Origin of the sequence: Methylobacterium guangdongense (genome assembly GCF_038442355.1) — a bacterium.
Classification (GTDB): Bacteria; Pseudomonadota; Alphaproteobacteria; order Rhizobiales; family Beijerinckiaceae; genus Methylobacterium; species Methylobacterium guangdongense.
This window is the reverse complement of the sequence record NZ_JBBXMX010000007.1, coordinates 27894-49457: the sequence shown is the minus strand read 5'-3', so window position 1 is coordinate 49457 and position 21564 is coordinate 27894. Positions and strand designations below refer to the sequence as shown.

Genomic DNA, 21564 nt, shown 5'->3' with positions numbered 1-21564 from the left:
GCGGCGCCCGGCCTATCGGCAGAACCGGGCCGCGGCCGGTGTCCACTGCCCGAAGCCCGTCGCCACCATGTTGGTCATCACCCGGCAGATATAGACCTTCTGGGCCGCGTTGTTGTTCGGCCCGGCGTGGTAGCGGGCCACCGCCAGGGTCCAGCTGCCCTCCCGCTGCTTCAGCTCCTTCAGGAACTGAGTCGCGTATTCGACATTCGCGTGCGGGTCGATCATGGCCTCGATCGAGCCGAACTTCCCGCCATGGTAGAGGTGGTTGATCTGCATGCAGCCGAGATCGATCAGGCGGACGCCCTTGCGGTGCGCCTCCCGGAAGTGGGCGATCACGTCCCCCGGCCCGGTCCCGAAATAGGCCTTGCCCGCGATGTTCATAGCATAGGGCTGAAGCGAGCCGCGCTTTCCCGTCTCCGTGAGACCGACGGCGTAGAGCACGCCGAGGGGCACGCCGTAGCGTGCGGAGGCGCGGCCCATCTCGGCCTCGCAGACATTCGCCGCGGCCGGGACCGCGCTACAGATAAACGCCGCCGTCGCGAGGACGTGTCGTCTCATCCCCCCGCTCTCCCTCCCGTCTGCCGGCGGCCGGGCCCTGCTCCGCCTGTCGCTGCCTGTCCCCGCCCTGGCCCGGGCGGGCGCCCCCTTCGGAGAAGCCGGACTGCCCCTGCTGCGACGGGGCGTTGCCGGAGAAGCCGCCCGAATCGGACGGGCGGGCCTCAGTGACGGTGACCTGCGCCTGGTAGTTGGCCTGCTTCAGCAGGTCGCCGAGGATCACGGCGTCCCTGTGCAGGAGGGCCGCGGTCTCGGGTTGCGAGGCGCGCAGATGCGTTTCGAGCTGACCGTTCACGAGCCGCAACTCCACCGTGACGGTCCCGAGATCCTCCGGCTTGAGCTGGATCCTGAGGACGCGCAGCGGCCCGTCCGGCGCGGTCTGGGCCGCCTGATCGGCCTGGGACGTCCGGGCCGCCGCCTCGGTGCCGGCCGCCCGATCGAGCTCGTCCCTGATGGAGGCCGCGATCGTCGGCAGGGTGCCGGCGGGCAGGCCCGGCACGGCCCCGGCCGGCTCCTCCGAACCGGAGGATTGCGCCGCCTCGGGCGTCCCGGCGGAGGCGAGGACCGCCCGGGCGATCCCCGTGACCGCGCGGGTGTCGGCCAGGGCGGTGACGTCCGCCTTCTCCAGCCCGGCGCCGGCCGCGCGGGCTGCCGCGCCCGCCGGGTCCGGAGACGGCTGAGGCTGACCGGTGGCAGGCGCGCTCAGCGTCGCGGCGGCCGGCTTCGGCAACCCGGTCCGGTCCAGTCGAAGCGCGGCGCCGCTCGGGTTCGGCAGACCGGCCTGGACGGACGGCGATTCGGCGGCTGCGGGGGGCACCGGAACCGGTGCTGATGCCGCAGCGGCGGCGAGCGTCGGTTCGCGTGGCGCCTGCGGGAGCACCGGCTTGAAGTGAACCGCACTGCCCAGCACCGCGACCTTGGGCAGGTTGCCCGCGGATGTTCCGGCCGGATCGGTCCCGTCAGCCCGTGATGCCGCTTGGCGGGCCGCGTTCGTCATCGCGAGTTCGGTTCCACCCGGCGCGAGCGAACCGGATCCGCCGGTCGAGGCCGGCGCGGACGCCCCGTCCTCGGCGACGACATCGCTCGCGACCGTCACCGTAACAGCCGGCAGGTTTGCCGCCGTGTGGATCGACGGGGAGGCCGCATTCAGGATGCTGGCCAGGATCGCCGCGGCTGCGTTGGTCGGATCGGCCGCGACCGGCGCGTCGACAGGGATAGCCGGGGCCGCTTGCGCGGCGTCGCTCGTCCCGGCCGCCGCATCGTCCGACCCGGCCTTCTGGCGTTCATCGGCCGCGCCGCCGGACTTGGTGGGCCTCCCCGAGGCCGCCCGCAGGGCATCTGCAAAGCCGCCCCTGGCGCCGGTGCCTGACTGATTCGATCCCTCGGCCTCCGACTGGGGCGCGACATCCCGGTCGGGCTGCGGGGTCGGCTTCGGAAGCGTGGCAGAGATCGCGGTCACGGGTTCGTCTTCCTGAGAAGCAGATCGATCCGATCGATCATGGCCTGGGCCTGGGGGATCAGCTTGGCGGGTTCATCGGCGGCGTTCGCCGTAGTCTCTGCCGGTTTCGGCACGGGGGTGTCGGCCTCCGGCAGGCCGGGCTTGCTGGTGAGCCCCCGCCGGATCTCCTCGGCGGTCGCCAGCGCCGTCTCGAGCAGGCGGCTGTCGCGCGGCGGCAGATGGGTCCGGTCGAGGGCCCTCAGCGTCCGCAGCCCGGACTGGAACGTCGCCAGGTTCACGATCTCGGCCGCGGCCCGGTAAAGCCGCGCCTGGGTCGCCTCCGGGCTCCCGGGGGCGGAGAGGGCGAGCGCCCGGTCGGCGGCCTTGGAGGCCGAGCCCGCCTTGCCCTCTTCGATCGCCGTCCGGGCGATCAGCAGGTACAGGGTCTTCCGGCTGTCGCCGTCGAGTTCGTCCAGGATCCCGCTGATCGCCGAGAAGCGCCCGCCATCCTGGCCGACATCCAGCTTCGTCAATTGATAAGCGAGGCGCTGACGAAAGTTGCCAGCGTAGATCGAGTGCGGGAAGCGGCGGAGATACTGGACCGCCAGGGTCTTGAACTTGCTCAGGACGCCCGTCTGCCCGAGGGTGAAGATCTCCCGGCGCAGGGCGCCCTCCTCCGCCAGGGTCCCCGGCAGGAGTAGGCGGACCTGATCGAGCAGGCTGATCGCCCGGACCGGGGTATCGGTCACGGCGAGCGAGGCCTGCGTCAGGCCGATCGCGCCGGCCAGCGTCGGCGGCAGGGTGGCGATGTCGATATCCTTGAGCAGCCGGCTCGCCTCGGCCTCCCGCCCTTCGACATAGGCGAGGGCTCCGCGCGCCAGCGTCACCTCCGGCTCGCCGAGCCCATCCTGCTTGACCAGACGGCGCAGGATGGCGGGGCCGCCGCCGCTCAGAGCGAACACGACCGCGGCCCGCACGTTGCTCGGGTCGGTCCAGACCTCGGGAGCCGCATTGAGGAGATCGCCGTTGATCCGGCCGATCAACACGAGCTGGCCCTCATGGGCGGCGAGGGAGCCGGCGGCGATCCGGTCCTGCAGCAATTGCAGCGTGCGCACCCACGTGACCGGGCCGTCCTTGCGGGGCTGGATCTCCGGGATCGGGGCGGAATCGGCCGGCGCAGGATCCGCATGCGCGGGATGGTCCGCCTGCGCCGCCGGTGCGGCGCCCGGTTCCGCGGCGCCCGGTTCCGGGAATCCCAGGGCGAGCAGGCCGACGAGAACGCCGAGGCGGGCGGCCCGGGGCGTGCGCAGCATCGGCCTCATCCCGGCGCCCCCTGAAGGAGGATCTCGATCCGCCGGTTCTCGGGCGCCTTGGGATCCGCCGCGTTGCGCGGCATCCGATCGGCGGCCCCCTCGACGCGCCAGATCCGGCCTTCGCCGATGCCGGCCCGGGTCAGCATGTAGGAGGCCATATGGGCGCGCGCGGTCGAGAGCCGCCAATTGTCGTAGACCTCCGAGCGGAACGGCCGGCTGTCGGTATGGCCGCGGACGATGATCCGTCCCGGGCGCGAGGCGAGCGCCTTGGCGAGGCGCTCCATGGCCCGCACCATCTCCGGCCGGGGCTCCGCCGAGCCCACCGCGAACATGCTGAAGTTCAGGTCGTCCGTCACGTTGATCAAGAGGCCGTCCGGCGTCCCCTGAACCTCGACATGCGGGCCCACTGCACTGGGCGGAAAGATCTTGGCGATCTCGGCCTTCAGGGCCGCCTGGCCGGCCGCGGAATCCGGGCCCTGTCCGGTCCCGGTGGCGGCCGCCGCGGCCTTGGCCTCCTTGCCGTCTCCGGACTGGCTCTCGCCCGCCTTCGCCGCGGCCTTGGCGTCGGTGGTCTTGGTCGCCGTGGCCTTGGCGGCGGTGTCCTTGGCGGCAGTGTCCTTGGCGTCGGTGTCCTTGGGCCCTGTGACCCCGGCGGCGCGGGCATCGGGCTGGGTCTGCTCCGGCGGCGGCGTGATTCCGCTGGGCGCGGGCCGGTCGGTCTTCGCGGGCGCGAGGTTGGTCACCTGCCAATAGAGCGGATCGAACGGATCGCGCGGCGCGTCACCGCCGCGCCGGCCCGTCTCGCCGATGTCGCCGATCGTGGCGCTCTGCGGCCTGTCCGGATCAACCTCGGTGGCGAGCGTCGCCAGGACGGAATAGGGATCCTGGAACAGCTCCCGTTCCCGCGCCACCGAGCCCGGCGGCAGGGTCCTGTTCTTGTCCCGCGCCTCGGCCTCGGACGTGGTGGGGGCTTGGCTCCGCACCGGATCGGTCGCGAGGTTGCCGGAGCTCGGATCCACCGAGGCGGGCTTCGGATCGTTCACGCCCTTCTTGGCCGGCAGGGCCTCGGACAGGCTGATCGGGTTGAAGTAGTTGGCGATGCTGGTCTTCGTCTCCTCGTTCGAGGCTTTGATGAGCCACAGGACGAGGAAGAGCGCCATCAGGGTCGTCATGAAGTCGGCGAGGGCGATCTTCCAGACGCCGCCGTGATGTTCGTGCTCCTCGTCGGCGACCCGACGGACGATGATGATCTCTCCACCTTCAGACATGCTCAGCCCTCCTCGATCAGGGCTGCGACGCGCTCACCCCAGGCTCCGAGCCGCGTCTCGACCCGGGTTCCGTTCAACCGGATCCGCAAGTCGGGACCCCCCTCGGCGGTGACGGTGACGCGCTCCGACGGCAGGTCGAGGCGGCGCACCAGCGCCTCGACGAGATCGGACGGTCCGGTCACCGCGAGCGTCGCGGCCTGATCATCCGCCACGAGGGATGCGAGCGTCGCGTGCAGGTCGCGGATCGCCTCCTGCCGGAGGGCCTCCGACAGGAACGGGCGGAGGACGCGCGCCAGACTCTGCGCCAAGCGCTCTTCAAGCCCGCGCGCCTGCTCGGCGATCGCATCTGCCAGAACCGTCGATTCCGCCTCGACCCATTGCTGCCGGGCCGCGGCGAGCGCGGCCGCTGCGGTCTCCCGCTCCGCCGCGACGGCGGCCTCCACGGCCTCGCGGACCGCCGCCTCGCCCTCCCGGCGGCCCTCCGCCCGGGCCGCCGCCGCGATGGCGTCGAGATCCGGCGGCGGTGACGGGGGCGGGGACGGGGACGTTTCCGCATCGGCGCGCTTGGGCGTCAGCGCCGCGAAGGTGGAGGATCTGCGTTGGCCGGTGCCCGAGAAGACCGTCCAGACCGGGGGCGAGACCGCCATCACGCGGCCTCTTCGCGGGTGAGCCACTGCTTCAGGATGTTGGCGACCTGCTCCTCATCGAGCTCGACCAGCTGCTCCAGCCGGCGGATCGGCGAGCGGGCCATCTGATCCGTCAGGTCCTCGATGAGGTTGGGCGGCTCCGCCGCCGCCGTCGCCTGCTCGGCCTGCAGGGCCGCGAGGGCGGCCTCCTCGTCCGGCGTCGCCAGCGCGAGTTCGGTTTCCATCTCCGGCGAGCGTGCCAGGATCGCGTTCACCGCCGGGCGCAGGCCGAACCAGATCAGCAGACACCCGACGATCAGGATCGTCGCCGCGTTGATCAGGGTGCCGGACTGGCGCATCAGCACCTCGCTGAAGCTGAGGGCCGGGACGGGGGTGAGCGGCTGGCCGTCATTCACGAAGCTGACCGCCGCCACCTTGATCTGGTCGCCCCGCGCCTTGTTGAAGCCCGAGGCCGAGGCCACGAGCTGCTCGATCTCGGTGATCTGCGGCTCGATCTCGATCTTGGCGGCGTCCTTCGCGCCGTCCTTCGGCGCATCCTTGGCCCCGCCGGCGAGGGATTCGAGCCGCGTCCGGTTCACCAGAACGGCGACCGACAGGTTCTTGACCGAGTAGCCGTCGCTGATCGTCTCCACCTTCTTCGTGGAGATCTCGAAGTTGGACTGCTCCTCACGGCGCTGGCTCTCGGAATTCGAACTCTCGTTCCCGGAGGCCTGGACGTTCTGGCCGGGCACGTTCTGCTGCGCCGTGGTCGGCTTCTGCGGCGCGCGGTTCTGCGAGCTCTCGGATTCCTTGATGGTCCGCTGCGCGCGCTCGACCTTCTGATCGGGATTGTAGATCGTTTCGTCGGTCTTGGTCTTGTCGGTGTTCAGCCGCGCGACGACGCTGACCTCGAAGTTGTTCGGGCCGAGATAGGGCGTGAGCGTCCGGCGGATATTGTCCTGGATCTCCCGGTTGATCGTCTGCTCGAGCCCTGCCAGCCGGCCGGCGGGCGCGGTGGTGGCGTCGTCGCCCGCGAGCAGGACGGTCCCGTCGGTGTTGAGCACGGTGACCTTGTCGGGCTTCATGCCGGGGATGGCGGCGGCCACGAGCTGCCGGATCGCCGGGGCGACCGTGGGATCGTTGGCCGGCTCCGTGTGCACCACCACCGAGGCCGTGGCGGGCTGCTGCTCCCGGCGGAACGAGCCGGGATCGGGCATCACGATGTGGACGCGGGCCGCCTTGACGCCCTTGAGCGTCTGGATCGTGCGGGCGATCTCGCCCTCCAGGGCACGGACCCGGGTGATGTCCTGCATGAACGAGGTCAGGCCCAGGGAGCCCAGGTCGTTGAACAGCTCGTAGCCCGCCTTGCTGCTCTGGGGCAGGCCCTTCTCGGCGAGCAGCATGCGCGCCTGGGCGGTCTGCCCGTAGCTGACCAGCAGGGCGGTGCCGTCCGAGCTGACGTCGAACGGGATGCCGGCATCCTTGAGCACGGCGCCCATCCGGGTGACGTCGTCGCGGTTCAGGCCGGCATAGAGGGTCTCCCGCAGGGGGCGGCTCAGATAATAGGCGCCCAGGCCCACGGCCAGGAACACGGTCAGCCCGACCAGCCCCAGGGCGATCAGGCGCCGGGGGCCGAGCTCGAGGATGTTCTGCCAAAGCTTCTCGAAATGCGCGCGACCGGGCATCGACGGGACTCAGACCTCCACCGCGGGAGCGGGACGCCAGGGTGGCGCATCAATCTTGTGTGGGGATGGTGGTGCCGGCGGCCCGGTGCCACGCAAAAGGCCGCGCGCCCGGAAGCGCGCGGCCGGCATCCGCCCGGGGGCGGATGCGGTTTGGTGAGCGGAAGACCTTAGCCGCGGAACAGGCTGAGGATCTGCTGCGTGCTCTGGTTGGCGATCGACAGGGACTGGACGCCGAGCTGCTGCTGGACCTGGAGGGCCTTCAGCTTGGTCGACTCGTCTTCCATGTCCGCGTCCACCAGGATGCCGACGCTCTTGTCGTTGCCCTTCATCAGGACGTCGACGAAGTTCGACTGCGTCTGGATCTGCGCCTGCACGGCGCCGAGCTTGGTGGCGACGTCGGTGATGTTGCTCAGCACCTTGTCGGCCAGGTTGACGTAGGCGCGCAGCTTGGACAGGTCCTGGTTCTGGATCGCCGAGATGTCGATCTTGTCGACGCTCAGCGAATAGCTCTTGTAGAGGCCGTTCTCGTCGGCACCGAAGACGGCGTATTCCTTGTTGAGGATACCGCCCGTGCCGTCCTTGCCCGCCGTAGCCGTGCCGCCGGTCGCCGCAGTCTTGTTCTGAGCCACGACGTTGTCGGAGAAGGTCTTTTGCGCTGTGTTCCAGGTCTTCTGCGCCGTCTCGTAGGTCGCGAGCGCGGACGTTCCCTTGTCGCTGGCGTTGAACGTGGTCGTCGCCGTGTCGTAGGCCGTCTTGGCGTCGGTGTAGGTCTTGACGATGCCGCTGGCCGTGTTTCCGGCATCGGATGCACCGGTACCGGTCGAGCCCGCCGAGTACTTGGCGTCGTACAGCTTCGTCTCGTCGGCGTTGACCGTCACGGTGCCGACCGCGATCTGGCCCTGGACGCGGCTGAACGAGGCGACGATCTTGCGCTCGGCCACGTAGTTGCCCGAGCCCGAATCGACGGCGAGCCAGTTTTCACCGTTCGTCGCGGCGCTGGAGGCGACCGTCCGGAGGTCGTTCTGGCGGGCGGCGATTTCGGTCTGGAGCTTGTTGCGGTCGACGTTCGGGTTCAGGGCCGCGGTCAAGCGGTTCTTGATCTCGAGGAACGAGTTCTTGACGTTCTCGAGGCCCGAGACGGCCGCGTTTACGGTCGCGAGGCCGAGGCCGATGGCGTCCTTCACGGCGCCCAGCGAGCCGTTATCGGCGCGGATTGTGGTGGCGATCGACCAGTAGGCGGCGTTGTCGGCGGCGGTCGCCACCTTCTGGCCGGTGGCGATGCGGTTGCTGGACTTCTCGAGGTCTTGGTTGGTGGTCTTGAGGGTGGTGAGCGCCGTCATCGCGGCGGTGTTGGTCAATAGGCTCGACATAAGGATGTCCCTTCATCAGTCATGGAAGTGGGACATGCCGGGTTTTCACCGGCATAGCAGAGCGGCATCATGCCTTTGACCCGACATGCAAAGCACGGGAGTCAATCTGCTATGGGTCAGACAAGCAGAACATCGGGGCACCTGTTGCCGGTGTTTCGATTTCTGCGCTCTGACGTGCGTCACATGGAGAATTTCAAAGCACAAGTCAACCTGCGTCTGGGGATTTGGTTCGCTGGGTATGAATTTTTGAATCGAGTCAGGTCGGGATTTTGAGAAATCAGAAATAAGATTTTACGAGTCCGCTGATGATCATGTTCCAACCATCGATGAGAACGAAGAACAGGACCTTGAATGGGAGCGAAATGACGGTCGGAGGCAGCATCATCATGCCCATCGACATGACGATGATGCCGATAATCATGTCGATGACCAGGAACGGCAGCGCGATCAGGAAGCCGATCTCGAACCCCCGGCGCAATTCGGAGATCATGAAGGCCGGGATCAGGACGCGCAGGTCGGTCCGGCCCCCGTCCGGGGCGTTGGGGAGGTTCGCCGCCGCGATGTCGGCGAAGGTGTCGAGGTCCTTGGGGCGCACATGGGCCAGCATGAAGTCCCGGAACGGCGCCGTCACCTTGGCGAAGGCCTCTTCTTCGGTGATCTTGTTCTCGGTCAGCGGGCGGACGCCGTCCTGCCACGCGCGGTCGAAGGTCGGCCCCATGACGTAGAAGGTCATGAACAGCGACAGGCTGATCAGCACGAGGTTGGCCGGGGAACTCTGCAGGCCGAGGCCCGAGCGCAGGAACGAGAGGGCGACGACGAATCGGGTGAAGCTCGTCACCATCACGAGCAGGCCCGGCGCGATCGACAGCACCGTCATCAGCGCGATGAGCTGGATCATCCGCCCGCTGATCGACCCGTTCCCGGGGGGCAGCACCTGATCGAGGCTGAAGCCCTGGGCGCTCGCGGCCGTGGCGACGAGGAGCAGCAGGCCCGCCAGAGAGACGCGACGCAGCATGGCGAGACCGGTCCTGATGATGCTCGGCCGGGCCAGGGGGCCGGCCGGTCGCCCTACTGGACGACGAGCGTTTCGATGAAGAAGTCGCGGATCTGGCCCTTGCTGCGGACCTGGACCCGTTCGGCCAGGTCCTCCCGCAGGTGGCTGAGGCCGCTCGGCCCCTCGATCTGCGAGAGCGAGACCGTGCGCATGTAGGCGAGGAGATCCTGTCGGATCTCGACCGCCACGGCCTCGGGATTGGCGAAGGCCCCGCTCTTCACGACGATCGACGATTCGAGGCGGACCCAGACGTCGCTCGGGTTGGCGAGATTGGTCACCACGGTCCCGATGCTCTTCACGGTGAAGCCCGCATCATAGGTGATCACCCGCTGGACGCTCTCCTCCTCGGCCTTCTTCCGCTCGTCCACGGCCTTCTCGACCCTGGTGATCATGTAGATGCCGCTCGCCGCCCCGACCCCGATCGCCAGGACCGTGAGGACCGCGAGGAGCAACAGCCAGCGGCCCTTGCGCGGGGCTTCGGAATCGGACGCCATCGATCGTCTCCGCCTCGGCGAGGAGGCTCTCTCCGCCTGTGTTGTGACCGAAGCGCCTGTGCCCGGACCGACAGGACGCGGTCCGGGCGCTTCGCCCGATCACGCCGCGATCGGGCGAAGCGCCCCCTCTGGATCTGGCGCGCCCCCGGGCGCCGAACCGGCACTCGCCTCTGCGGGCTGGGCCTAGAACGGGGCGACGAGGTCGTAGACCTGTTGGACCACGGCCGGCTGCTGCACCTCCATGAGGCGTCCCCGGCCACCGTAGGAGACGCGCGCCTCGGCGATCTTGTTGTAGTCGATCGTGTTGGTGCGCGAGATGTCCCGCGGCCGCACGATGCCGGCGATGTTCAGCACGCGCACCTCGTAGTTGACGCGCACCTCCTGGGAGCCGCTGATCATCAGATTGCCGTTGGGGAAGACGTGCGTGACCACGGCCGCGACGGACAGCCGGAGCTGCTCCTTGCGGTCGATCGTGCCCTGCCCCTTGGTCGAGGTGTTGCCGTTGACCTCGTAGTGGTTCTTCGATTCCGGCGAGAGACCGAATAGGTCGAACTGGAAATCGAGGCTCGATTTGGCCCGCGAATCGCGCGACCGGTCCGTGGAATTGTCAAACTGCGCCTTGTCGTTCATCGCGATCATCACGGTGAGGACGTCGCCGACGTTCTTGGCGCGCGGGTCCTGGAACAGGTCGGCGCTCTGCTGGGCCCAGGTCGAGTGGTAGCCAGGCGCCGCCGATGCGACGGCGAGCGGCGGCACCGCGTTGTGACTCGGATCGATGCCGTAGCCCACGGGGCTCAGGGCCGGTGCCCGGCCGATCTCCTGGATCGGCGTCGCGCAGGCGCCGAGCGCCGTCAGCGCCGCGACGGCGGCGAGCACCGCGCCCGACCGCGCCGCCAGCCGGATCGTCGTCGATCCCGCGCGCGCGGCGCGCCGGCATGCGTTCGGGTTGCCCTGCGGCGGGGTGCACACGAGCCGCGTCATCCTGATTTCTCGCTGTTCTGCGGGCGGCCGTTCCCCGTCTCCGAACGCGGCTCCGGGGGCGGCTTGAGGCCCTCATCGGGCCGGAACGGCACCGGCTCCTTCGGGGGGGTGTTGGTGATGACGTTGGCCAGGCGCGCGGCCCGGCCGGGATCCATCTCGTTCATGATCGCGCTGGCGACACGCGGTTCGAGGCGGGTCAGGATCGCGGCCGCCGCCTCACTGTCCATGGCGGTCAGCTGCTGGGAGGCGGCCTCGGGGCGCATCTTGGCGTAGATCGCCGTGACACTCTCGTCCGCCTTGGCGAGGAAGGCCTGCCGGCGCTTGAGCCAGGTCTCGTACTCGGCGCGCTTGGCCTCCAGCTAGCCGATCCGCGCCTCGACATCCTTGGCCAGCGCCGCGAGCGTCTCCTTCTGCCACGTGAAGCGGGCATCGGCGGCGGCGTTGGCGATGCCCGTGCAATATTGCGACGGCTGCCCCTGCTCCGCCGGCTTGGCATCGGCCGGCTTCTGCTGGGCGATCGTCGGTGCGGCCGCCAGGTTTGCGGCCACCGCGAGGGCAAGGCCGAGCCAGCGGCGCCCCAGGACCGGACCGGTCATTGGATCACCAGCTCCGCCTGCAGGGCGCCCGCTGTCTTCACCGCCTGGAGGATCGCGATCACGTCCGTCGGCTTCATCCCGACATTGTTCAGGCCGCGGATCAGGGTCTGGAGGTCGGGACCCGACACGATGGCCAGCCGGCCCGTCTGCTCGCCCGCCTGGATGTCGGTCCGCGGCACCACGGTGGTCTGGCCGTCCGAGAACGGGGCGGGCTGGGACACCTGCGGCGTCTCGGTGATGCGCACCGTCAGATCGCCGTGCGTCACCGCCACGGTGGAGATCTGAACGTTCCGGCCGATCACGACCGTGCCGGTCCGCTGGTCGATCACCACCTTGGCGGGGATGTCGGGCTGGACCTGCAACTCGCCGATCTCGGCCATGAACCGCGTCCGCCCGACATGGCCGGGGCGGGACAGGACCACGGTGCGGTAGTCGCGCGGGCTCGCGGCAAGGTGGCCGTATTTCTGCAGCGTGTACGCGTTGATCGCGTCCGCGATCAGGACGGCGGTGCGGTAATCCGGGTTCTTCAGTTCGAGGGACATGCCCGGCAGGTCGCGGAACGTGCCGGCCACGGACCGCTCCACCAGCGCGCCGTTGGGGATCCGCGCGGCCGTCGCCACGCCCGAGATCAGCGATTCGGCCTGGCCGGTGGCGCTGAAGCCCGAGACCACGAGGGCACCCTGGGCGACGGCGTAGACCTGCCCGTCGCCCCCCGCGAGCGGCGTCATCAGCAGGGTGCCGCCGCGCAGGGAGGTCGCGTCACCCAGGGAGTTGACCGACACGTCGACCCGCGAGCCCGGCTCGATATAGGCGGGGAGATTCGCCGTCACCATCACGGCCGCGACGTTGCGGGTCCGCAGCCGCTGGTCGCGCACGTTGATGCCCAACCGGTCCAGCATCGATTGCAGGGATTGCTCAGTGAACTGCGAGTTGCGCAGGGTGTCGCCGGTGCTCTGCAGGCCGGTGACCAGTCCGTAGCCGACGATCTGGTTGTCGCGCACCCCCTGCAGCGCGGCGATGTCCTTGATCCGCGTCGCCGCCGCGGGGGCCGGCCAGAGGGCGAGCCCCGCCAGGACCAGCCCGGCCAGCAGGAGAATCGGCCTGCGCATCACGGCTGCCCCGTCCGGACGCGGCCATCCGGCTGGACGATGCCCTGGATCACCCGCCCCGTGGCGGTGTTGCGGACGCTCACGGCCTCGTTCACCGTGGCGTTCGCCAGGGCGGTGCCCAGCGTCGAGATCGCGACGCCGTGTTCCTCGAACACGATGGTGGTCGGCGCGCCGCGGGTCACGAGCTTCGCCTCCTCCAGCGCGATCGACGGTATCGTCTCGCCGGGCAGCAAGGTCCGCCGCGCGATCTTGCCGACCGCCCGCGCCGCCGAATCGACGACGGGCAGGCGCGGCCTGTAATTCTCCGGGAACGTCTGGTCGCGCAGCATCGTCGGCTTGATGACGTCGCCCGCGTAGATCGTCGCCACCGGCACCGGCAGCACCTGATCCGCGGCGGCGGCGGGGCAGGCGGCGAGGCCGAGCGCCCAGGCCCCGACCATGCGGCCGGCCCCCAGGGCCCGGATCATCCGCGCCGCGATCCGCACGGGGCGAGCGTCTCGGGTCATGATCTTAGCGGATGCCCTTCGAGATCGTGCCGGCCATCTCATCGGCCGCCTGGATCACCTTCGAGTTCATCTCGAACGCCCGCTGCGCCGAGATCAGCGTGGTGATCTCCTTGACCGGATCGACGTTGGACAGCTCCAGATAGCCCTGCTGAACCTTGCCGAAGCCCGGGTCGGCGGCGAAGCCCGTCACCGGCAGGCCGGAGGCCGCCGTCTCGCGGTACAGGCCGTTGCCCAGGGGCTCGAGCCCGGCATCGTTGGTGAAGTTGGCGAGCTGCAGCTGGCCGATCGTCTGCGGCAGCTGCTGGCCGTCCACCTTGACCATGACCTGCCCGGTCTCGTTGATCATCACGTCGACGGCGTTCTGCGGGATGATGATCGCGGGATCGACGCTGTAGCCCTCGGCCGTGACCAGGCGGCCGTCTGCGTTCTTGTTGAAGGAGCCGGCGCGCGTGTAGTTGATCTCGCCGTTCGGCATCGTGACCTGGAACCAGCCCCGGCCGTTGATCGCCAGATCCAGGGGGTTCGTCGTGTTGGTCAGCGGCCCCTGCCGATGCAGGTTCCGGATCGCCGTGTTGCGGACGCCGAGCCCCAGCATCGCCCCTTCCGGGATCCCCGATTCGCCGGCCTGGATCGGCACGCCCGCGGGCCGCTCGGCCTGGTAGATCAGGTCCTTGAACTCCGCCCGCGCCGCCTTGAACGCCGTCGTGTTCAGATTCGCGATGTTGTTGGCGATGACTTCGACGTTCAACTGCTGGGCGTTCATGCCCGTGGCCGCGATGGCGAGCGCTCTCATGATCAGGTCCTTGCCGGAAAGAAGGGGAGATCCGTGTCTGGGTGCCGGCGGCGCGCAGCCCCGAATCGGGCGGCGCCCCGGCGGCCGCGTCAGATCGCCATGCGGACGATCTCGAGGTAGGCCGAGACGACCTTGTCGCGGATCGCCACCGCGGTCTGGAGCGTCTGCTCGGCCGACATCACGGCCTCGACCACCGATTGGGTCGAAGCCTTGCCCTGGATCCCGGCGATCGCGGTCGCCTCACCGGTCTTCACGGTGTCGCGCATCTGGCCGGCGACCTGGGACATGAGATCGCCGAAGGAGGCGGCGCCCGCCGAGGGGGTGGTCTGCCGGACCCCCGGCATCGCCAGGCCGAGCTCGCCCGGCCCGAAGACCGAAGTCTTGTCGGAGGTACCCGCAAGGGCTGCGAGGGACTGGATCATCACGACCTCAGGAGTTCGATGATGCTGGAGACCATCGAGCGGGTCTGCTTGATCATCTGCAGATTGGCCTCGTACGAGCGGTTGGCTTCCCGCATGTCGGCCATCTCGATCAGCATGTTCACGTTCGGCAGCTTGACGTTGCCGTTCTGATCCGCCGCAGGATTGCCGGGGTCGTACTCGACCTTGAACGGCGCCTTGTCCTCGCCGATCTGGCGGACTGCCACGGCCGCGGTTCCCGAAGCCCGGTCGAGGGCCGTGCGGAACGTGATCGTCTTGCGGATGTAGGGATCCGAGCCCGCCGTCTGCCCGGTCGACTGGGCGTTGGCGATGTTCTCCGCGATGACGCGCATCCGCTCGGATTGCGCACCCATGCCGGAGCCGGCGATTCGCGAGGAGGCGACGAGGGGATCGATCATTGGCCGGACTTCACGCTCATGGCCAGCATGCGGTTGAAGGACTTCACGATGCCGCTGTTGAGGGCCTGATCCCGGCTCACCTCGCCGGCTTTCATCAGCTGCTCCTCCAGGTTCACCGAGTTGCCGGAGTGCACGACGTCCCAGCCGTCGGACGCCGCCGCCCGGGCGGGCCGCGCGCTCGGCCCGTCGATCCCCAGATGGCCGGCATGGGTCGCCGCCATGGACAGCGCCGTCTTGTTCAGCACATCCCGGAACGGGGTCAGGTCCCGGGCCTGATAGCCCGGGGTGTTGGCGTTCGCGACGTTGCCGGCGATCACGGCCTGGCGGGCCGTGAGGTGGTGCAATTGCCGGGAGGCGAGATTGAAGAGGAAGATCGGGTTCATGACCTGTCGGCTTTCCGGCTTGGCAAGGACGGCGGCGGGGAGGCCCCGGATCCCGGAAACCTGACCCTGGCCGCCGCGTTGAAGGGACGGTCCGCTACAGCGTGGCAGTTGCTTGGCCGCCGATCTTTGCGCGGACTGTCTTGTCCGAAGCTTGCGGAGGCGTGCCGCCGGCCGCTTGGCCTGCCGGTCGCGACGGCCCCGCCGCCTCAGGTCGCGCGTCAGTTCACGAACGCGTAGCCGAGGTAGCGCCGCACCTCGATCGGATCGAAGCTCAGCTTCTGCCGCAGCTTCTTGCGAAGCTTGCTGATGTGGCCCTCGATCACGCTCTCGTCGACGTCGTCCGTGAAGGCGCCGTAGACCGCGTTGAACACCTGCTCCTTCGTCATCCGTCGCCCGCGGTTGCGGACCAGGAACTCGAGGATCTGACGCTCGCGGCGCGGCAGCACGATCTTCTCCCCGTCGATGTCCGGGTCGCGGCCGTCGAAATACACCTTCAGCCGCGCGGTCCGGTCCACCACGGCCGTGTCCTTGGCGGCCTCGCGCTGCGCGCGCCGCCACACGGCCTCGGTCCGGGCGAGGATTTCCCGGACATGGACGGGCTTGCGAACGACATCGTCGATGCCGGCCCTGAAGAGCTGCAGCGTCTCGGTCAGGCAGCGGGTCTCGATCATCGCGATGATCGGCGCGCGGGACCGCCGCTGGATCAGATCCGGCCAGTCGGACCGCTGCTCACCGTCGCCCAGCAGGAAGCCCTGGACCGCGTCGAGATCGGCCGAAGGGGCCGTTTGCAGCCAGTCTTCGAATTCAGAAGACAGTAATCCGACCGATGAAACACCTTCTCTAGTAAAATTGGCGACGTATCCTTCCGTGACGATCGATCTATCGTCGACAATGACGTACATTGTCACCAAGCTCCTTCCGCTGCGTCCGTGTATAGCGACCTGATAGTTCTGTGAACGATAGAAATCTTAACTGCAGGTTCACGGTGACCTAAGTCGAGGATTGGGTCAACAATTTGTCAGGTCGCAGCCTAGTTCACGTCCGGGTGCATGAGGTCAGAATATTGAAAATTGATCGGGATCTATGAGGCGGTTTGAAGCAAATTTTACAGATCTTCATCGCCCATGGACAAAACAATTTTGCCATGCTGCGGTACCGCTCAGGCGACCGCGCGCTGCTCAGCCGACGCTGGTCCTTCGAGAATTGCCAGATCCGATGCACGAACAACACGCCATGCCGCCCGCATCGGTGCGGGCGGACCCTGGGGCTGCGCCTCCCGCGGGGGACCCGATCGTCGGCAACAGGAATCGGTGGTCCCGGGCGGTCCTCGTGTTCACCGGCCTCGCCCCCGGGCAATGGTATGAGTTCGGCGCATGCATGATCTGCGCGGCCGCGGAGACGGCCGCCGCCGCCAAGGACTTCGCGGCGATCGGCTTCGCGTTCCTGGCGCAGGACCGGTCCGAGGTCGATTTCGCCCATGTCCCGGGTCTGGCCCGAACCTCCATGGATGCGCACGGCGACTGGATTGCCGGCCCCGCCCGGCCCGGTCCCGGCGCCGACGCCCGCGCCCTCCTGTTCCGGCGCCGCTTCTTCCTCCCGGTGCCCGCCGCGGAGGTGACCGTCGTCATCCGGAGCTGGCGCAACGCGCAGCCGTTCCGGATCGTCGATCCGTCGATCCGGCCCATCGGACCCGGCGCGGCCATCCCGGGGGCCGGGGTGGCGCCCCAGGGTCGGCTGGGGCGCGACGGCCGGATCGCCCTCACGGCGAAGCCGGTCTGGTTCCGGCACGGCCTGATTCCGGGCCGCCCCCTGGTGTTCAAGGGGCAGGTGATCGCGCGGGGTGGGACGGAAGGCGCCCTCGCCCGGATCGCCTATCGGGACGCGGCCGGCAGCCCGATCCCGCCCCCCTACCCCGGCACCCTGGCCACCCTGACGATGCCCGCCTTCCTGGACATCCCGGTGCATCGGCAGGCCTATCGCTTCACCCTGAAGCTGGCGCCGCCGCCCGGGGCTGCGACGGTGGCGATCGGGTTCGCCGCCTGGGACGCGGGCTCGGACCTCGCCCTGGCGGGCGTGCCGGACGTCCTGCTCGACGACGATCTGCGCCTGGCGGACCTGGCGGACGACACGGATCCGGGGGCCGCGGCCTTCCTGGCCCGGCTGCTCGGCCGCATCGGCGGTTCCCCCGCGAAGGGCGGCCCCGGCGCGCCGTCGATCCGGCCCTATCTCGATCCCGCCGCCCTGGCGGAACGGCCCTCCCCGCTGCGCGACGTCACGCGCCTGCGCGACGGACCCGATGCCTGCATCCTCGCCGAGGGCGCGATCCGGATCGCGCCCCATCCGGCCTGGGCGCTGCCGGACGCGCCGGATTGGGCGGCCGATCCGTACCGGTCGCGGGCGTGGCGCCTCGCCTTCCAGTCCCTGGCCTGGGCCTGCGGCGGCGCCGAGAGCCCGGACCGCGCGATCCGCGACCGGGCGGTGGCGACGGCGGTCTCGTGGTCGCGGGCGAATCCCTGGGGCCGGCCCGCGGATGGCCTCAGCCTGCACCCCGCCTGCATGGCGCTGCGCCTGGAAGCCCTGCTCGGCCTGCTCGCCGCCGCCGTGCAGGATGCGGGGGACGAGGCAGCCGTCGGGATCCTGGGTGGCGAGGTCGTCCGGCATGCCGCGGCGCTGGCGGAGATCCTGGCTCAGCACACGGTGGCGGGCTCGCCGCTGGAGGTCCAGGTCGCCTCCGCCCTGCTGGCGGCGGGCCTCGCCCTCCCGTCCTTCCCGATGGCACGACATTGGACCGGCCTCGCGATGATCGCCCTGCGGCGCGGCTTCGAGGCGCTGATCGATCCCCTGGGGGGCATCGTCGAGCCCTCGTATCACCGCCGCCTCGAGATCCTCACCCTCGCCCTCGTGCTCCTGCCCACCCTGAATGCCCGGCCCGATCTGGCCGCCCTGGGCACCCTCCTGGACGAGCGGGTCCCGGGGGCCTGGGCCGGCCTCGCCGCCCTGTTCGAGCCGGACGGCGCCCTGCCCCCGTTCGACGATGCGCCGGACCATCCCGACCGGGTCGGCTGGCTGAAACGGCTGGCGGCCTCGCGGGCGCGACCCGCGGCCGGGGCGGCCCAATGTCCTCAGCCTGCGCCGGCCGGATGACGGAACCGGATGGGCCGCCTTCACGGCGGATTTCTCCGAGCAGGTCCATCCGCAGGACCATCGGGATTGCACCGCCTTCACCTTCGCGGCGGGGGGCTTCCGCTGGATCACGGAGGGGGAAGGGCGGCATCTGCCGGCGGCGCGGGCGCACAACGTCGTGATTCCGGATGGCCGCGAGCCCGGCGCGGGCGCGGGGTTCGCCCACGCGCCGGTCAGCCTGGGCGACGGAGTCCTGCACCGCATCGAGACCAGCGTTCACGGGCCCGATTACCGGCATGTCCGGGCCTTCGTGCTGCTGGAGGATCTCTCCGGCGTCGCCGTCCTCGATCGGTTCGTGGCCGGGGACCGCCCCCTCTCGACGGAGGGGTTCCTGCACTTCGACGCCGCCGTGGCGGTCGCCCTCGACGCCTCCCGGCGCGTCTTCGCCCTGCACGGGGAGCGGCGGCTGCATATCGTGGCGCACGCGGTCGCCGGCCAGTTCGGAGACCTCGCGGTGCGGTGCGGGCAGGCCGGCACCGTGCTACGGTACGGGTTCTCGGGCGTGCGGTGCGTGGCCGGCGGCCTGCTGATCGCCACGTCCGCGGAGGGCCTGGCTCGGCTGCTGGGCGCGGTCGAGGGGGAGCCGGTCCGGCGCGCCTTGGCAGGCTGATCTCGCGGGGCCGCGCCAGGGCTCTGCCTGGGCGCCGCCGTGCGCGGCTCCAAGCCTGTGTTCCCGCGCGCCGAACCGGCGTCCCGTTGCGCGGCGCCCTAGCTTCGAATGTCCTTCTTCGTGACGAAGTTGAAGTTCTCGATCATCACGTCCTTGACGACCTCGGAGCCCAGCCGTTCATTCACCCGCCGCTTGATCTCTTCCAGGCGCTTGGTGATGTCGTATTTCTTGAGATTGCGAAAATCGAGGTCGCCGTCGCCGTAGATCTGCCGGAACGACTCGTCCATGACGAACGGCGCCGGCGTGACGCCCATGCCCTTGATCAGGTGCGAATCGGCCGTGAAGATCATCGTGGCCATGATGTAGCCCTGAACGCTGCCCTCCGCGATGATCGGGATATTGAGGGGCTTCAGCTTCTGGTAGGTGAGGCCCTCCAGATATTCCTCCGCCTTCGGCTTCGGAAAGGCCGGCATCCAGGTGATCACCGCGAAGCTGGACAGGACGGTGATCGCGCAGATCCAGAGTCCGGTGATGACGATCCGGGCCATGGGCGATCACTCCTGATAGCGCAGGGCGGCGGAGTAGGTGCCGTCGGATTCCGCGCTCTGGATCATGGTGGAGACGATGTCCGAGACCTCCTGCATGGCGCGCAGGTGGATGCCGAGGAGTTCGTGGTTGCGCCGGAGCTTGGCGCGGACCCGTTCCAGGCAGTCGATCTCATCGGCGCTGAGCTGCGCCGGATCGACCGCCCGGCCGAGCCGCGCGAGTTCCACCAGGCTCTGGCTCTTGCGGCGGTTGAAATCGTCCTGATCCTGCAGGTCATGCGCCGTGAGCGCGGCGGTCTCGGCATCGATGATCGCTTCGAGGCGGCCCAGGGATGACAGCAGCATGATTCGCGTCCGTTGGCGGGGCTCAAAGCGCTCTCCGCCGAGGTGGATACCGGCTCGGCGCGCGCGGGCGCGTCAAACCAAGGCCTGAGAGCCGTTCGCGCGCGCAACGCGGTCGGGCACGGCTCTAGACCTTCGTGCGCGCGGCGGCTTCGGGATTTGCCGCGCCGGGATGCGCGGCGTCGATCATCCGGGCGATGCCGACCCCACCCGACTTGGCGAGCTGGGCGCCGAGCTGCTCGGCCAGCATCGACCGCCAGATCGACCCGGCATTGCCCTTGCCGAACACCGCCGAGGCCCCCTGGGGCAGCATCGATTCAACGAAGCTCTGCAGGACGAAGGCTTCGAATTGCTGCGCCGGCGTTCCCTTGGGGCCGGGGGCCGCCAGCGTCGCGGCGGTCCGGAAGCGGGTCAGCACGGTGTCGGCGCTCGGCTGCGCCACGGCGGGGAGACCCGCCCGTCCGGCCGCAGCCGCGCCGAGCGCGTCGGTGAAGGTCGCGGGCGAACCCTGCGACAGCTTGGTCACGGCGGCCTGATAGCGGGCCGGATCGGCGGCGCGCGCCACGTCGAGGACGATATCGGAGGGCGGTTGGACGCTCACGGCGTGCTCGTATCCGGATGGGTGGGGCCGCGGCCGGTCCGGTCCTCGGGACCGGCCGGTCCCGGCGCGGCCGCGGAAACATCGGGCTCATCCGCCGCACTAACCGGTTTGGCTGGCGGGAGGCTTGCCTCGGCGGGGGCGCGGGACAGGAGGTCGAGCCGTTCGGCCCAGTCCCGCTTCTCCCGCGCCCGCTGCTGTTCGACTTCGAGCCGGCCGACCCAGTGCTCGGTCCGCTTGTGCTGCGTGGCCCGGTCGAGGAGCTGCCGCGCCCGGACCTCCCGCTCGGCGCGCGCTTCCTGCGCGGTGACCGCGAGGTTCTTCAGGCGGTGGAGCGCCGTGGCGCGGAGCGGCTCGTGAAACGCCGAGGCCTCGTTGAGCGCGCGAATCAGGTCCGCCTGGGCGGTGTCGGCCGCCTGCACCCGGCGCTCCACGTTGGCGAGCTCCCGCTCGGCGAGCTGGCGCATCCGGTCCTGCACGCGGAGGAGCCGCGTCGCCCGATCGAGTCGCGACTGCATCCCGGCCTCCCCTCAACCCAACCGCAGCCAGTGCTCGTAGGCGAGGATGAACTGCGCGAGCATGTCCTTGTAGAGGACCATCAGCAGCAGCATGCCGCCGAACAGGACGAACGGCGTCGCGATGAAGAAGACCGGGATCTGCGGCGTCAACTTGTTAGCGAGTCCCATTGCGAGGTTCACCATCACCGAGTAGATGACGAACGGGCTCGTCACCCGCACGGCCATGACGAAGGCCTCGGAGATCCGGTCGACGTACCCCGCCAGCATCGGCCCCGCTCCGAACGGGACTCCGGGCGGGATGCGGTCGTAGGAGGCGATCAGGCCGCGGAACAACTCCCAGTGCAGATCCATGGCGAAGACCAGCATCGTCGCGCCCATCGAGATCAGCGAGCCGGCCAGCGAGGCCCCCTCGGTCTCGGCCACCGGATTGCCCGGGATGCCCCCGAGGCCGATCATCGTCGCCACGGCGGTCGCCAGCGTCTCGAGGGCGAAGAAGAAGGCCCGGCCGAAGAAGCCGATGGCGAGCCCGGTGAGCGTCTCGCAGCCGATCCACCACAGCGTGTCGGCCGGCGCCGCATCGCGCAGCTGCGCGCCGAACTTCGGCAGGAGCAGCGGCGACACCGCCAGGGTCACCGTCAGGGCGACGAACAGGCGGACGCGCTGCGCCACCCGCTGGCTCGACAGGCCCGGGGTGATCATCAGGCAGCCGCCGATCCGGCAGAAGATCATGAATACGCCCAGCAGCGTCTCGGGGATCAT

At 69.6% G+C, this 21564-nt stretch carries 26 protein-coding genes; 2 read left to right on the top strand and 24 right to left on the bottom strand.

Features of this window, described 5'->3' with window-relative positions; translation table 11 throughout:
- Positions 1 to 12 precede the first annotated feature (12 nt).
- The 19 genes from AAHG09_RS15210 to AAHG09_RS15120 all read right to left on the bottom strand — a co-directional run bounded on the left by AAHG09_RS15210 (position 13) and on the right by AAHG09_RS15120 (position 15911).
- Complete coding sequence (locus AAHG09_RS15210; RefSeq protein WP_342108221.1) at positions 13 to 558, bottom strand: transglycosylase SLT domain-containing protein; 546 nt, start codon at positions 556 to 558, stop codon at positions 13 to 15.
- Positions 518 to 2014, bottom strand: a complete 1497-nt coding sequence (locus AAHG09_RS15205; protein ID WP_342108220.1) for a flagellar hook-length control protein FliK — start codon at positions 2012 to 2014, stop codon at positions 518 to 520. The genes AAHG09_RS15210 and AAHG09_RS15205 overlap by 41 nt, the downstream gene beginning before the upstream one ends.
- Positions 2011 to 3306: a chemotaxis protein gene (locus tag AAHG09_RS15200; RefSeq protein WP_342108219.1), complete on the bottom strand. Its 1296-nt coding sequence runs from the start codon at positions 3304 to 3306 to the stop codon at positions 2011 to 2013. The genes AAHG09_RS15205 and AAHG09_RS15200 overlap by 4 nt, the downstream gene beginning before the upstream one ends.
- Before the next feature lie 5 nt (positions 3307 to 3311).
- Positions 3312 to 4574 (bottom strand): MotB family protein, encoded by a 1263-nt coding sequence (locus AAHG09_RS15195; RefSeq protein WP_342108218.1) that lies wholly within the window; start codon positions 4572 to 4574, stop codon positions 3312 to 3314.
- 2 nt (positions 4575 to 4576) lie between these two features.
- The gene (locus tag AAHG09_RS15190) at positions 4577 to 5221 is read right to left on the bottom strand and encodes a hypothetical protein (protein ID WP_342108217.1); all 645 of its coding nucleotides are present in this window, start codon (positions 5219 to 5221) and stop codon (positions 4577 to 4579) included.
- Positions 5221 to 6885: a flagellar basal-body MS-ring/collar protein FliF gene (fliF, locus tag AAHG09_RS15185; protein WP_342108215.1), complete on the bottom strand. Its 1665-nt coding sequence runs from the start codon at positions 6883 to 6885 to the stop codon at positions 5221 to 5223. Before fliF ends, AAHG09_RS15190 begins: the two co-directional genes overlap by 1 nt.
- Before the next feature lie 167 nt (positions 6886 to 7052).
- On the bottom strand, positions 7053 to 8255 hold the full coding sequence (locus AAHG09_RS15180) for a flagellin N-terminal helical domain-containing protein (RefSeq protein WP_342108214.1): 1203 nt from the start codon (positions 8253 to 8255) through the stop codon (positions 7053 to 7055).
- Between the two features lie 277 nt (positions 8256 to 8532).
- Positions 8533 to 9270, bottom strand: coding sequence for a flagellar type III secretion system pore protein FliP (gene fliP, locus AAHG09_RS15175; protein ID WP_342108213.1), 738 nt, complete (start codon positions 9268 to 9270; stop codon positions 8533 to 8535).
- Positions 9271 to 9323: 53 nt separating this feature from the next.
- A complete protein-coding gene (locus AAHG09_RS15170; protein WP_342108211.1) occupies positions 9324 to 9803 on the bottom strand; it encodes a flagellar basal body-associated FliL family protein in 480 nt (159 codons plus the stop codon).
- Between the two features lie 183 nt (positions 9804 to 9986).
- Positions 9987 to 10784 carry a flagellar basal body L-ring protein FlgH gene (flgH, locus tag AAHG09_RS15165; RefSeq protein ID WP_342108210.1) on the bottom strand — a complete coding sequence of 266 codons (798 nt, stop codon included), beginning with the start codon at positions 10782 to 10784 and terminating at the stop codon, positions 9987 to 9989.
- The gene (locus AAHG09_RS15160) at positions 10781 to 11143 is read right to left on the bottom strand and encodes a MotE family protein (RefSeq protein ID WP_342108454.1); all 363 of its coding nucleotides are present in this window, start codon (positions 11141 to 11143) and stop codon (positions 10781 to 10783) included. The genes flgH and AAHG09_RS15160 overlap by 4 nt, the downstream gene beginning before the upstream one ends.
- Positions 11144 to 11380, bottom strand: a complete 237-nt coding sequence (locus AAHG09_RS15155; RefSeq protein WP_342108208.1) for a hypothetical protein — start codon at positions 11378 to 11380, stop codon at positions 11144 to 11146.
- The gene (gene flgI / locus AAHG09_RS15150) at positions 11377 to 12489 is read right to left on the bottom strand and encodes a flagellar basal body P-ring protein FlgI (RefSeq protein WP_342108206.1); all 1113 of its coding nucleotides are present in this window, start codon (positions 12487 to 12489) and stop codon (positions 11377 to 11379) included. Before flgI ends, AAHG09_RS15155 begins: the two co-directional genes overlap by 4 nt.
- Positions 12489 to 12995: a flagellar basal body P-ring formation chaperone FlgA gene (gene flgA / locus AAHG09_RS15145; protein ID WP_342108205.1), complete on the bottom strand. Its 507-nt coding sequence runs from the start codon at positions 12993 to 12995 to the stop codon at positions 12489 to 12491. Before flgA ends, flgI begins: the two co-directional genes overlap by 1 nt.
- 4 nt (positions 12996 to 12999) lie before the next feature.
- The gene (flgG, locus tag AAHG09_RS15140) at positions 13000 to 13788 is read right to left on the bottom strand and encodes a flagellar basal-body rod protein FlgG (RefSeq protein ID WP_342108202.1); all 789 of its coding nucleotides are present in this window, start codon (positions 13786 to 13788) and stop codon (positions 13000 to 13002) included.
- Positions 13789 to 13877: 89 nt separating this feature from the next.
- Entirely contained in the window at positions 13878 to 14210 is a 333-nt protein-coding gene (locus AAHG09_RS15135) for a flagellar hook-basal body complex protein FliE (RefSeq protein ID WP_342108201.1), read from the bottom strand.
- Entirely contained in the window at positions 14210 to 14626 is a 417-nt protein-coding gene (gene flgC, locus AAHG09_RS15130; RefSeq protein ID WP_342108200.1) for a flagellar basal body rod protein FlgC, read from the bottom strand. The genes AAHG09_RS15135 and flgC overlap by 1 nt, the downstream gene beginning before the upstream one ends.
- Positions 14623 to 15009 carry a flagellar basal body rod protein FlgB gene (gene flgB, locus AAHG09_RS15125; RefSeq protein ID WP_342108199.1) on the bottom strand — a complete coding sequence of 129 codons (387 nt, stop codon included), beginning with the start codon at positions 15007 to 15009 and terminating at the stop codon, positions 14623 to 14625. Before flgB ends, flgC begins: the two co-directional genes overlap by 4 nt.
- 218 nt (positions 15010 to 15227) lie before the next feature.
- Positions 15228 to 15911: a response regulator transcription factor gene (locus tag AAHG09_RS15120; RefSeq protein WP_342108198.1), complete on the bottom strand. Its 684-nt coding sequence runs from the start codon at positions 15909 to 15911 to the stop codon at positions 15228 to 15230.
- Positions 15912 to 16242: 331 nt separating this feature from the next.
- Between AAHG09_RS15120 and AAHG09_RS15115 the strand changes: the two genes are divergently transcribed.
- Together AAHG09_RS15115 and AAHG09_RS15110 are read left to right on the top strand one after the other, a co-directional pair.
- The gene (locus AAHG09_RS15115) at positions 16243 to 18153 is read left to right on the top strand and encodes a hypothetical protein (RefSeq protein WP_342108197.1); all 1911 of its coding nucleotides are present in this window, start codon (positions 16243 to 16245) and stop codon (positions 18151 to 18153) included.
- A gap of 157 nt (positions 18154 to 18310) precedes the next feature.
- Positions 18311 to 18802 (top strand): hypothetical protein, encoded by a 492-nt coding sequence (locus AAHG09_RS15110; RefSeq protein WP_342108196.1) that lies wholly within the window; start codon positions 18311 to 18313, stop codon positions 18800 to 18802.
- Positions 18803 to 18900: 98 nt separating this feature from the next.
- Here AAHG09_RS15110 and AAHG09_RS15105 read toward each other — a convergent pair whose 3' ends face one another.
- The 5 genes from AAHG09_RS15105 to fliR all read right to left on the bottom strand — a co-directional run bounded on the left by AAHG09_RS15105 (position 18901) and on the right by fliR (position 21564).
- Positions 18901 to 19350, bottom strand: a complete 450-nt coding sequence (locus AAHG09_RS15105; protein ID WP_342108195.1) for a hypothetical protein — start codon at positions 19348 to 19350, stop codon at positions 18901 to 18903.
- Positions 19351 to 19356: 6 nt separating this feature from the next.
- The gene (locus AAHG09_RS15100) at positions 19357 to 19692 is read right to left on the bottom strand and encodes a flagellar protein FlgN (RefSeq protein WP_342108194.1); all 336 of its coding nucleotides are present in this window, start codon (positions 19690 to 19692) and stop codon (positions 19357 to 19359) included.
- Positions 19693 to 19816: 124 nt separating this feature from the next.
- Entirely contained in the window at positions 19817 to 20290 is a 474-nt protein-coding gene (locus tag AAHG09_RS15095) for a rod-binding protein (protein WP_342108193.1), read from the bottom strand.
- Complete coding sequence (locus tag AAHG09_RS15090; protein WP_342108192.1) at positions 20287 to 20805, bottom strand: hypothetical protein; 519 nt, start codon at positions 20803 to 20805, stop codon at positions 20287 to 20289. The genes AAHG09_RS15095 and AAHG09_RS15090 overlap by 4 nt, the downstream gene beginning before the upstream one ends.
- Positions 20806 to 20817: 12 nt before the next feature.
- On the bottom strand, positions 20818 to 21564 hold the full coding sequence (gene fliR / locus AAHG09_RS15085) for a flagellar biosynthesis protein FliR (RefSeq protein ID WP_342108191.1): 747 nt from the start codon (positions 21562 to 21564) through the stop codon (positions 20818 to 20820).

Coding starts and splice junctions, on each gene's coding strand:
- AAHG09_RS15210 (WP_342108221.1), bottom strand. CDS start 558: ATGAGACGACACGTCCTCGCGACGGCGGCGTTTATCTGTAGCGCGGTC.
- AAHG09_RS15200 (WP_342108219.1), bottom strand. CDS start 3,306: ATGCTGCGCACGCCCCGGGCCGCCCGCCTCGGCGTTCTCGTCGGCCTG.
- AAHG09_RS15195 (WP_342108218.1), bottom strand. CDS start 4,574: ATGTCTGAAGGTGGAGAGATCATCATCGTCCGTCGGGTCGCCGACGAG.
- AAHG09_RS15190 (WP_342108217.1), bottom strand. CDS start 5,221: ATGGCGGTCTCGCCCCCGGTCTGGACGGTCTTCTCGGGCACCGGCCAA.
- fliF (WP_342108215.1), bottom strand. CDS start 6,885: ATGCCCGGTCGCGCGCATTTCGAGAAGCTTTGGCAGAACATCCTCGAG.
- AAHG09_RS15180 (WP_342108214.1), bottom strand. CDS start 8,255: ATGTCGAGCCTATTGACCAACACCGCCGCGATGACGGCGCTCACCACC.
- fliP (WP_342108213.1), bottom strand. CDS start 9,270: ATGCTGCGTCGCGTCTCTCTGGCGGGCCTGCTGCTCCTCGTCGCCACG.
- AAHG09_RS15170 (WP_342108211.1), bottom strand. CDS start 9,803: ATGGCGTCCGATTCCGAAGCCCCGCGCAAGGGCCGCTGGCTGTTGCTC.
- flgH (WP_342108210.1), bottom strand. CDS start 10,784: ATGACGCGGCTCGTGTGCACCCCGCCGCAGGGCAACCCGAACGCATGC.
- AAHG09_RS15155 (WP_342108208.1), bottom strand. CDS start 11,380: ATGACCGGTCCGGTCCTGGGGCGCCGCTGGCTCGGCCTTGCCCTCGCG.
- flgI (WP_342108206.1), bottom strand. CDS start 12,489: ATGCGCAGGCCGATTCTCCTGCTGGCCGGGCTGGTCCTGGCGGGGCTC.
- flgA (WP_342108205.1), bottom strand. CDS start 12,995: ATGACCCGAGACGCTCGCCCCGTGCGGATCGCGGCGCGGATGATCCGG.
- flgG (WP_342108202.1), bottom strand. CDS start 13,788: ATGAGAGCGCTCGCCATCGCGGCCACGGGCATGAACGCCCAGCAGTTG.
- AAHG09_RS15135 (WP_342108201.1), bottom strand. CDS start 14,210: ATGATCCAGTCCCTCGCAGCCCTTGCGGGTACCTCCGACAAGACTTCG.
- flgC (WP_342108200.1), bottom strand. CDS start 14,626: ATGATCGATCCCCTCGTCGCCTCCTCGCGAATCGCCGGCTCCGGCATG.
- flgB (WP_342108199.1), bottom strand. CDS start 15,009: ATGAACCCGATCTTCCTCTTCAATCTCGCCTCCCGGCAATTGCACCAC.
- AAHG09_RS15120 (WP_342108198.1), bottom strand. CDS start 15,911: ATGTACGTCATTGTCGACGATAGATCGATCGTCACGGAAGGATACGTC.
- AAHG09_RS15115 (WP_342108197.1), top strand. CDS start 16,243: ATGCCGCCCGCATCGGTGCGGGCGGACCCTGGGGCTGCGCCTCCCGCG.
- AAHG09_RS15105 (WP_342108195.1), bottom strand. CDS start 19,350: ATGGCCCGGATCGTCATCACCGGACTCTGGATCTGCGCGATCACCGTC.
- AAHG09_RS15100 (WP_342108194.1), bottom strand. CDS start 19,692: ATGCTGCTGTCATCCCTGGGCCGCCTCGAAGCGATCATCGATGCCGAG.
- AAHG09_RS15090 (WP_342108192.1), bottom strand. CDS start 20,805: ATGCAGTCGCGACTCGATCGGGCGACGCGGCTCCTCCGCGTGCAGGAC.
- fliR (WP_342108191.1), bottom strand. CDS start 21,564: ATGATCCCCGAGACGCTGCTGGGCGTATTCATGATCTTCTGCCGGATC.